Below are 9,504 nucleotides of genomic sequence, written 5' to 3' on the forward strand. Positions count from 1 at the left end.
CCGCCACCCCCACCGCCCTTCCCCGACGCGCGCCGCCCACCCGACGAGGAGTAACGGCGGCCCGTTCGGAAGCGCGCGGCAAAGCCTGCGCGCGCGGGCTTTCGCCGCGGGTGCCGCAGCGTGCCGATTCCGCTACGCTTGAAACGGGGAGGCTTCGATTTCCTCCCCCGAATGCCAACTATCCCGTGAGACGCCGCAACACGGGTGCCGACCTTGGTCATGAGCGAAGATCACAGCGGATCGAGGCGCCGGCTCTCTCTTGAGACCCCGCAAGCACGCTACTCGCTGTCGGTAACGGAGCGCGGGGCGATCGACGCGCCCGCCGTCCTGTTCCTCCACGGCTTCCCCACCAGTTCGCTCGACTGGACGCGGGTGCTGCCGCACCTGGACGGCATCCGCGCCATCGCGCCCGACCTCCTCGGCTTCGGCCGTTCGGACAAGCCCCGCATCCGCTACAGCTTTCCGCTGCAGGCCGACCTGATCACGGCATTGCTGGAGCAGCTCGGCATCGACCGGGTCCGCCTGGTCGCGCACGATTATGCGGACACCCTCGTTCAGGAACTGCTCGCGCGCGAGGCGCAGGGCACACTCGGCTTCCGCATCGACCGGATCGTCTACCTCAACGGCGGCGTCTATGCGCGCCTCCACCGGCAGCGGCGGATCCAGCGGATTCTCCGCACGCCGGTGCTCGGCCCCCTCATCGCGCGCCGCATGACGTCCGCGTCGCTGCGCAACAGCCTGAACGCGATCGCCGGCAGCCGGGACGCCTGGTCCGCGGAAGATGCCGGGGAACACTGGCGCGCGATCGCCTCTGCCGACGGCCTCGCCCGCTTGCCGCGGCTGCTCCATTATGTCGCCGACCGTCGCCGCTACGCCGCCCGCTGGGAGCCGGCGATGGAAGCCGCCGCCCGCCGGAGCGCGTTCGTCTGGGGGCCCGCCGACCCCGTGTCGGGTGCCGCCATGCTGGCAGAGATACGCAGGAACATACCCGATGCCGAATTCCACGCGCTCGACGGGGTCGGCCACTATCCGCATTGGGAAGATCCCGAACGCGCCGCCACAGCGATCCGGCAAGCGCTTCGCTAGCACAGGAACCCTCCGCCCTCCGCCGGGGCAAGTCCCAGCCAGCACCGGCCCTGCCCGACGCCGTTTCGCTCAAGTCATCGTGCGTCGAAAGCTTTGCGTTGACCTTGGCCTTGCCGCCGCTCAAGGCGCGGAAATGCGCTTCTTTTCCGACAATGCCGCCGCCGCCTGCCCGCAGGTGATCGACGCGATCCTCGCTGCCAACCGGCTCGACACCGCCTATGATGGCGACGCGCTCAGCCAGTCGCTCGACGGCCGCCTGTCGGAACTGTTCGAGACCGAGGTCGCGGCGCTCTGGGTGCCCTCCGGCACCGCCGCCAACTGCCTCGCGCTTGCCGCCCTCTGCCCGCCGCACGGCGCCGTCGTCTGCCACGCCGACGCGCACATCCAGAATGACGAGGGCGGAGCCCCCGAATTCTACACGCATGGCGCCAAGCTGCTGCTGGTCGAGGGGCCCGGCGCCAAGCTCACGCCCGACACCCTCACCCAGCGGCTCGATCGCGTGCCGCAGGGCGTGCACTGGGTGCAGCCGCACGCCGTCTCGATCACCAACGCCACCGAATATGGCCTGGTCTATACGCCCGCAGAGGTCGCCGAAATCGGCGCGATCACTCGCGCCCGCGGCCTGGGCCTCCACATGGACGGCGCGCGCTTCGCCAATGCGGTCGCGCATCTCGGCTGCTCGCCTGCCGAGGTGACGTGGAAGGCCGGCGTCGACGCGCTCAGCTTCGGCTTCATCAAGAACGGCGGCATGAGCGCGGAGGCGCTGGTGTTCTTCAAGCCCGAACTCGCCGACGCCACCCGATACCGCCGCAAGCGCGCCGGGCTGCTCGCCTCCAAGGGCCGCTTCCTCGCCGCGCAGATCCTGGCGATGGTGAAGGACGACCTCTGGCTCGCCAACGCCCGCGCCGCCAACGCCGGTGCGGCGCTGCTGGCACGGGCTGCCGGCGACCGCCTCGTCCACCCGGTCCAGGCAAACGAAGTGTTCCTGCGCGCAAGCCCCGAGGAGGCGGCATCGCTGCGCTCGCTCGGCTTCGACTTCTACGACTGGGCTCCCGGTGAAATCCGGCTGGTGACCTCATGGGACCAGGCCGAGGAACAGATCCGCCCGCTCGCAGAGGCGATCGCGCAGCTGTGACGACGCCCGTCTCGCCCGGCCAGACGCCGCGCTCCGCCACGCTTGGCGTGCTGATCCCGTTCGGGATCGTCACGCTCATCTGGGGATCGACTTGGATCGTCATCCGCGACCAGCTGGGCGTGGTGCCGCCGACCTGGTCGGTCGCCTATCGCTTCGGCGTGGGCGGCATCGTGATGCTGCTCTGGGCGCTGATGCGGCGAGAGGATATGCGGCTCGACGCGCGCGGCTGGGCCTTTGCGGGCGTGCTGGGGCTGATGCAGTTCTGCCTCAACTTCAACTTCGTCTATCGCGCCGAACAGTTCGTTACCTCCGGGCTGGTGGCGGTGGTCTATGCGCTGCTCATCATCCCCAATGCGACGCTGGCGCGCATCTTTCTGGGGCAGCGGATGGGCGGGCAGCTGCTGTTCGGCTCGGTCATCGCGATGGGCGGCGTCGCGCTGCTGTTCGCGCACGAGCTGCAGCATGCGGCGGCCTCCGGCGACCGGGTGCTGCTGGGCATGGGCATCACCGTCATCGGCGTGCTCTGCGCCTCGGTCGCCAATGTCATGCAGGCGACCTCGACGGCGAAGCGCTACCCGATGACGCCGCTGCTGGGCTATGCGATGCTGATGGGCGCGGCGATGGACGCGGCCTTTGCGAGCGCCACCGTGGGGCCGCCGGTGTTCGACTGGCGCTGGGCCTATGTCGCGGGCATCCTCTATCTCGCGATTTTTGGGTCGGCGATCGCCTTCGCGCTCTACTTCGGCATCATCCGCGCGATCGGCCCGGCCAAGGCGGCGTACAACGGCGTCGTCGTGCCCGTGATCGCGATGCTGCTCTCGACCCTGTTCGAAGGCTATCGCTGGTCGCTGCTCGCGGGGGCCGGCGCGCTGCTGGTGCTGGTCGGGCTGGTCATCGCATTGAGCGCGCGCAGGCCGAACCGATAGTCGGGATAGCGCGGCCGCCAGCCGAGCACCCGCTTCGCCCGCCCGTTCGCGACCCGCCGGTTCTCGGCATAAAAGCCCTGCGCCATCGGCGAGAGGCTTTCGAGCGGCACGAACGGCGGCGGCGCCATCCCCAGCAGCCTGGCGGCATAGGCGGTGACCGCATTCTGGTCCGCCGGCAGGTCGTCCGCCAGGTTGTACGCGCCCGCCGGCCCATCCAGCGCCGCCGCAACCCCGTCGGCAATGTCCTCGACATGCACGCGGCTGAACACCTGGCCGGCCACGTCGACGCGGTGCGCCGTTCCTGCCCGGACCCGGTCGAGCGGCGACCGGCCCGGCCCATAGATGCCCGGCAGCCTGAACACGCGCGCGCCCCGCGCCAGCCAGGCGCGATCCGCCGCCACCCGCGCCGTCCGGCGCCCGGTGAGCGGCGCGCTCTCGTCGACCCAGCCGCCCCCGGCATCGCCATAGACGCCGGTCGACGACAGATAGCCGAGCCAGCAGTCCCGCTCGGCCAGCGCCGCGCCATATGCCTCCAGCACCGGGTCCGCGTCCCCCGCCGGCGGCACGCTCGACAGCACCGCGTCCGCCTCGGCGATCAGGAAGCGCACCCGCTCCGCATCGTCGAACGCAACCGTGCCGTCCCGCCCGTCGCGGCTGGTGCCGGTCACGACCCAGCCACGCGACGCCAGCCGCTCGGCGACGAACCCCGCGGCATAGCCCATGCCAAGGATCAGCATCCGCATCGCGCTACTTCGCCATCGGCCCCTTGTAGAGCGTCCCGAAATAGTCGCCCTTGTTCCAGCGCGGCCGGTCCGGCGCGTCCGCCAGCGTCCGCACAATGGCCTCGTTCACCTCGACGAAGTCCTCCGCCGCCTTCCAGTCGATCGGCAGGCGCATGTCGTCGGAAGGCTGGTGATAGTTGTTGTCGAGGAACGCCTTGGTCGCCGCAGCACCCGGCCCGCCCGGCCCCGGGCTCAGCGAGACCGACGGCACGCCCTGCCGCACGAAGCTGTAATGGTCGGTCCGCACGAAGCTCGCCTCCTCGGGCTCCGGGTCGGGCACCAGCGCAAAGCCGCGCGCCTTTGCCGCGGCAGCCACTGCCGGGCCGATGCTCGACCGATCGGCCCCGAACGCCACCAGGTCGACGAAGCGATAGGTCAGGATCGGCATGTCCAGGTTGACGTTCGCGACGATGTCCTCCTTCGCGACGGTCGGGTTCGTCGCGAAATAATCGGAACCGATCAGCCCCTTTTCCTCGGCCGTCACTGCCACGAACAACAGGCTGCGCTTGGGCCGGTTCGCCTCGGCGCCGAACGCGCGCGCGACTTCCAGCATCGATGCGATGCCGATCGCGTTGTCGAGCGCGCCGTTGTTGATCGCGTCGCCGTTGACCGGCTCGGTCACGCCGACATGGTCGAGATGGGCGGACAGCACGACCACCTCGTTGGCGAGCTGCGGGTCGGAACCGCGCAGCATCCCCACGACATTGTCGCTCTCGATATGCTCGATCGTATAGCGCTGGTCGGTCGACAGCGTCGCCGCGAGCGGCCCGGTCGGCAGCTTCTTGCCCGCATCGTCCGCCGCGCGGACGTCGCTCCAGCGGATCTTCGATCCCTCGAACAGCTTTTCCGCGCCGGCAAAGCTCAGCATGCCCAGCACCGGAGCACCCGGGTCGCGCGGCTTGCCCGCCGCGTCCGCCCAGGTGACACCGCGCGAATCCCAGCCCTTGGCCATCGCCTCGAACGGGAACACCGCATGGATCTGGCTGCTTTCGAGCACCACCACGCCTACCGCACCGCGGGCCTTGGCCAGCCGCGCGCGGTCCACCCGGTTGCCCAGGTGCGCCGCGATCTCGCTGTTGAGGCCCTTGATGCCGTTGTAGAGGATGGCGACGATCTTGCCGCGGACATCCAGGCCCCGATAATCGTCGCGACCCGTCTTGGGATCGACCACGCCATAGCCCGCGAACACGACCGGCGCGGACAGGTCGATGCGCTCGGCCACCGGCGTCACGCGGATGGTCCAATCCTGGCCGAACACCATCGGCACCTGCCGTCCCGCGATGTTCAGCGCCATCACCGGCTCGCCGGCGGGTTTGGCCGCGACCAGCGGCACCGGCTGGAACCAGCTGCCGTCCTTGCCGGCGGGGCTGAGGCCCGCCGCCAGCATCTGCGACGCGACATATTCGGCCGCCACGTCATAATCGGGGGTGCCCGCCTCGCGCCCGCGCAGCGCGTCCGAAGCGAGGAAGGCGACATGCGCCTTGATCGCCGCCTGCTCCGGGGTCAGCGGCGCCGGTGCGGCGGCCGCCGCCGCCGCGGGGGCGGTCGGGGCAGGCGCGGTCTGGGCAAGCGCGGGCTGCGCGACGATCAGCGAGAGCAACGGCAGGCTAAGCAGTAAGGAGCGCATCGGCGACTTTCCGGGGGGAGAGAACAGGAAGGCGCTTCCTACCACCGGCGCCCTCGCGGGTCACGCGGCGCCGTCGCTCCCCGCGCGCCGTTCAGGCGGCGTCGATCAGCCGTGCCGCCTGCGCCCGCGCCTCGTCGGTAATCTCCGCGCCCGACAGCATCCGTGCGATCTCCTCGCGGCGCTCGCCGGGGTCGAGCGGCGTGACGCCGGTGCGCGTCACAACCCCATCGTGGCGCTTGGCGATCAACAGGTGGCGACGCCCGCGCGCGGCGACCTGCGGGCTGTGGGTGACGACCAGGACCTGCGTCCGCTCGGCCAGCCGCGCGAGCCGGTCGCCGATCGCGGATGCCACCGCGCCGCCGACCCCGCGGTCGATCTCGTCGAACACCATCGTCCCCGCCCCGCCCTCTTCGGCGAGCGCGACCTTCAGCGCCAGGATGAAGCGCGACAGCTCACCGCCGCTCGCGATCTTGATGAGCGGCGCGAACGGAGTCCCCGGATTGGTCGCGATCTCGAACTCGACCCGGTCCTTGCCCGCCGCCGACCATTGCTCGCTCCCCAGCGGCGCCACCACGGTGCGGAACCGCGCCGCCTCCAGCTTCAACGGCGCGAGCTCGCCCGCCACCGCCCGGTCGAGCGCACCCGCCGCCGCCGTGCGCCGGTCGGTCAGCGTGTCGGCAGCCGCATCATAGGCGGCGCGCGCCTTGGCGACCTCGGCCACCAGCGCGGTGATCCCTTCCTCGCCCGACTCCAGCCGCCGCAACCGCCCGCGCAGTTCGTCCGCGAGCTCGGCGAGTTCGTCCGGCCGCACGCGATGCTTGCGGGCGATCCCGCGCAGCTCGAACAGCCGCGCCTCATCCTCTTCCTGCGCCCTGGGGTCGAAGGCGAGCGCCGCGCGCGCCTCGCGCAGCCGGTCCTCGGCGACAGCACCTTCGATTACCGCGCGATCGACAGCCGCCAGCGCCTCGGCCAGCGCCGGATGGTCGTCGCCCAGCCGCTCCAGCACCCGCGCCGCCTGGCGCAACTGGGCAAGCCCGCCGCTCGATCCCTCCAGCAGCGTCTCGACCGCGCGCAGATCGTCGGCCGCCTTTTCGGCGCGCTGCATCGAACGGCGGCGATCGGCGAGCGTCTCTTCCTCACCGGGCTCGGGTGCCAGCGCGTCGAGCTCGGCGACGGCATGTTCCAGCCATTCGCGGTCGCGCGCGGCACTTTCGATCTCGGCCTCCGCCTCGGCCAGTGCCGCCTCGGCATCCCGCCACGCACGATAGGCAGTCGTGGCCGCGCGCACGTCGATGCGGGCAAAGGCGTCGAGCAGCGCGCGATGGCCGCGCGGGTTGAGCAGGCCCCGGTCGTCGTGCTGCCCATGAACCTCGACCAAGTGCTGGCCCAGCTCGCGCAACAGCGCCGCCGATGCCGCCTGGTCGTTGACGAAGCCGCGGCTGCCGCCATCGCGCTTGACCATGCGGCGCACGATCAGCGGCTCGCCCGGCTCCAGCTCCAGCCCGTTTTCCTCGATCAGCAGGGCGAGCGGCGTGCCCGCGGCGGGTGCGTCGAAGCTGGCGGTCACCACCGCCTGGCCGGCGCCGTCGCGAACCAGCCCGGTGTCGCCGCGCGCGCCCAGCGCCAGCCCCAGCGCATCCAGCAGGATCGACTTGCCCGCCCCGGTCTCGCCGGTCAGCACGCCAAGGCCGGTCCCGAACTCCAGGTCCAGTGCCTCGATCAGCACGACGTCGCGGATCGACAATGCCGTCAGCATCGCGCCATGCTCATGGCCGGGGCCCGGTGACGGCGCGCGTCAGACGTCCTTGGCTGCCGCGACCGCGGGCGCATCCTTTTCCATCAGCTTGTAAGCGCGCTCATACCATTGGGTGCCGGGGTAGTTGGCGCCCAGCACCGCCGCCGCCTTGCGCGCTTCCTCCGGCACGCCCAGCGCCAGATAGCTCTCGGTCAGGCGCATCAGCGCCTCGGGCGTGTGGGTCGTGGTCTGGTATTCGTCGACGACGCGGCGGAAGCGCATCGATGCCGCCAGCCACTGGCCGCGCTGCTCATAGAAGCGGCCGACCTCCATCTCCTTGCCGGCAAGGTGATCGCGCACCAGGTCCAGCTTCAGGCGCGCGTCCGCGGCATAGTTGCTCTGCGGATAGCGGCGGATCAGCTCGCCCAGCGCGGTCTGCGCCTGGTCGGTGATCTTCTGGTCGCGGCTGACGTCCGCGATCTGCTCGTAATAGCAGATGGCGATCAGGTAATAGGCATAGGGTGCTTCCTGGTTGCCCGGGTGCACCGCCAGGAAGCGCTGTGCGCCCGCGATCGCCTTGGCATAGTCCTTGTCCAGGTAATAGCTGAACGCACCCATCACCTGCGCGCGCCGCGCCCATACCGAATAGGGGTGCTGGCGCTCGACCTCGTCGAACAGCCCGGCAGCCAGCTTGTACTGGCCGCGGTCGAGCCGCTGCTTGGCCGCGGTGTAGAGGGTGCCCACGTCGCGCGCCACATAGGGCGTGTCGACGGAACTGCCTCCCCCGCCGCGGGCGCAGCCGGTAAGGGTTGCCGCTCCAGCGACGAACAGGGCCAGCGTGCTTGCACGGAACAGGGACATACGCATTGGCTGCGTCTAGCCGCTTAGGGGTGGCGCGAACAATAGCTTTCGCGCAAGTGGAACGGATCGGATGCGCAACGCCCTCGTTGCCCCTCCAACAGCCACAGCCTCACTGATCGGAGAAGCGATTTGCCCGCGACGATGCTCGAAACCCACCGCGTCGAAAAGCCCTGGGGCCGGATGGACCTGTGGCCGGGCTTCCCCGATCCGGCACCCGGCAGCGACCCGATCGGCGAAGTCTGGTTCAAGAGCCCGGGCGATTCGACCCCCGACCTGCTCGTCAAATATCTCTTCACCAGCGAGAAACTGTCGGTGCAGGTCCACCCGAACGACGCCCAGGCCCAGGCCCGCGGCCTGCCGCGCGGCAAGGACGAATGCTGGGTGATTCTCGCTGCAGAGCCGGATTCGACGATCGCCCTCGGCACGCTCCAGCCGATGACGCACGAGGAGCTGCGCGCCGCGGCAGAGGACGGTTCGATCGAGCACAAGCTCGACTGGAAGCCGGTGAAGGCGGGCGACTTCTTCTACTCGGCGTCGGGCACCGTCCACGCGATCGGCGCCGGCATCACGCTGATCGAGATCCAGCAGAATTCCGAAACCACCTATCGCCTCTACGACTATGGCCGCCCGCGTGAGCTGCACCTGGACGACGGCGTCGCCGTGGCGGACGCGGTGCCCTTCGTCGCCCCGGCCGCGCCCGGCAAGGTTGCCGAGGATCGCACCATCCTGGTCGAAGGGCCCAAGTTCGTGCTGGAACGCTGGCCCGCCGGCAGCCGCACCGTCACCCTTCCCGAAGGCACCACCGGCTGGCTGGTCCCGGTGACGGGCCAGGGCACCGCCGATGGCACGCCGTTCAAGGCGGGCGAGTGCCTGACGCTCACGGGCACCACCCGGATCGAGGCGGCCGAGGGCACCGACCTGCTGTTCGCCTATCCCGGCAGCGAGCGCATCCAGTCCTGATCGCGCCGCCGCGCACCCCGCCGCCCGGGCCCGGCCCCGGGAGGCGGGGTGCGCCCGGTTCTTGCTGCAGCGCGGAACCTGCGCGGTATTTTCTCGTTCACGCAACTTACAGCCTCGCCTGCGGTTTCGCACTTCACTCAACGTGAGTGGAGACTGCTCATGCGCATCTCGTTGATTACAGGCCTTATCGCCGCGCTCATCGTCCCCGCCGTCCCGGCGGTCGCAACCGGCGCGCCCGCGGTTCAGGATCGCCCCGGCCCCGGCCCGGGGGGCCCCGGCCCGAACCGACCGCCCGGCACGAACCGTCCGCCCGGCCCGGGCATGGGGCCTGGTCCGGTGATGCCGCCCCGCCCCAACCCGGGCGGCCCCGGGCCGGGCGGACGGTTCGTGCC

9 protein-coding genes are annotated in these 9,504 nt (G+C 70.6%); 5 read left to right on the top strand and 4 right to left on the bottom strand.

Annotated features, from left to right (window positions below; translation table 11 throughout):
• The first annotated feature begins 219 nt into the window (after positions 1-219).
• From QP045_RS21325 to QP045_RS21335, 3 genes are all read left to right on the top strand, one after another.
• Positions 220-1,086, top strand: a complete 867-nt coding sequence (locus QP045_RS21325) for an alpha/beta fold hydrolase (RefSeq protein ID WP_422517019.1) — start codon at positions 220-222, stop codon at positions 1,084-1,086.
• A 133-nt stretch (positions 1,087-1,219) separates the two neighbouring features.
• Complete coding sequence (locus QP045_RS21330; RefSeq protein ID WP_422517020.1) at positions 1,220-2,221, top strand: threonine aldolase family protein; 1,002 nt, start codon at positions 1,220-1,222, stop codon at positions 2,219-2,221.
• The gene (locus QP045_RS21335; RefSeq protein ID WP_422517021.1) at positions 2,218-3,147 is read left to right on the top strand and encodes a DMT family transporter; all 930 of its coding nucleotides are present in this window, start codon (positions 2,218-2,220) and stop codon (positions 3,145-3,147) included. The genes QP045_RS21330 and QP045_RS21335 overlap by 4 nt, the downstream gene beginning before the upstream one ends.
• Here the strand turns inward: QP045_RS21335 and QP045_RS21340 are convergent.
• The 4 genes from QP045_RS21340 to QP045_RS21355 form a co-directional block, all read right to left on the bottom strand.
• The gene (locus tag QP045_RS21340) at positions 3,057-3,890 is read right to left on the bottom strand and encodes an NAD(P)-dependent oxidoreductase (RefSeq protein ID WP_422517022.1); all 834 of its coding nucleotides are present in this window, start codon (positions 3,888-3,890) and stop codon (positions 3,057-3,059) included. The genes QP045_RS21335 and QP045_RS21340 overlap by 91 nt on opposite strands.
• 4 nt (positions 3,891-3,894) lie before the next feature.
• Positions 3,895-5,556, bottom strand: a complete 1,662-nt coding sequence (locus QP045_RS21345; protein WP_422517023.1) for a M20/M25/M40 family metallo-hydrolase — start codon at positions 5,554-5,556, stop codon at positions 3,895-3,897.
• 91 nt (positions 5,557-5,647) lie between these two features.
• Positions 5,648-7,312, bottom strand: coding sequence for a DNA repair protein RecN (gene recN / locus QP045_RS21350; protein WP_422517024.1), 1,665 nt, complete (start codon positions 7,310-7,312; stop codon positions 5,648-5,650).
• Positions 7,313-7,351: 39 nt separating this feature from the next.
• Complete coding sequence (locus QP045_RS21355; protein ID WP_422517025.1) at positions 7,352-8,158, bottom strand: outer membrane protein assembly factor BamD; 807 nt, start codon at positions 8,156-8,158, stop codon at positions 7,352-7,354.
• Between the two features lie 123 nt (positions 8,159-8,281).
• On the opposite strand from QP045_RS21355, the gene QP045_RS21360 reads away from it, so the two are divergent.
• Positions 8,282-9,112: a class I mannose-6-phosphate isomerase gene (locus tag QP045_RS21360; protein ID WP_422517026.1), complete on the top strand. Its 831-nt coding sequence runs from the start codon at positions 8,282-8,284 to the stop codon at positions 9,110-9,112.
• Between the two features lie 159 nt (positions 9,113-9,271).
• The coding region (locus QP045_RS21365; protein ID WP_422517027.1) for a hypothetical protein at positions 9,272-9,504 on the top strand (233 nt) is incomplete at its 3' end.

This window comes from Sphingomonas sp. 3-13AW (genome assembly GCF_049311085.1).
In the GTDB taxonomy this organism is placed as follows: Bacteria; Pseudomonadota; Alphaproteobacteria; order Sphingomonadales; family Sphingomonadaceae; genus Sphingomonas.

Coding starts and splice junctions, on each gene's coding strand:
- QP045_RS21325 (WP_422517019.1), top strand. CDS start 220: ATGAGCGAAGATCACAGCGGATCGAGGCGCCGGCTCTCTCTTGAGACC.
- QP045_RS21330 (WP_422517020.1), top strand. CDS start 1,220: ATGCGCTTCTTTTCCGACAATGCCGCCGCCGCCTGCCCGCAGGTGATC.
- QP045_RS21340 (WP_422517022.1), bottom strand. CDS start 3,890: ATGCGGATGCTGATCCTTGGCATGGGCTATGCCGCGGGGTTCGTCGCC.
- QP045_RS21345 (WP_422517023.1), bottom strand. CDS start 5,556: ATGCGCTCCTTACTGCTTAGCCTGCCGTTGCTCTCGCTGATCGTCGCG.
- recN (WP_422517024.1), bottom strand. CDS start 7,312: ATGCTGACGGCATTGTCGATCCGCGACGTCGTGCTGATCGAGGCACTG.
- QP045_RS21355 (WP_422517025.1), bottom strand. CDS start 8,158: ATGCGTATGTCCCTGTTCCGTGCAAGCACGCTGGCCCTGTTCGTCGCT.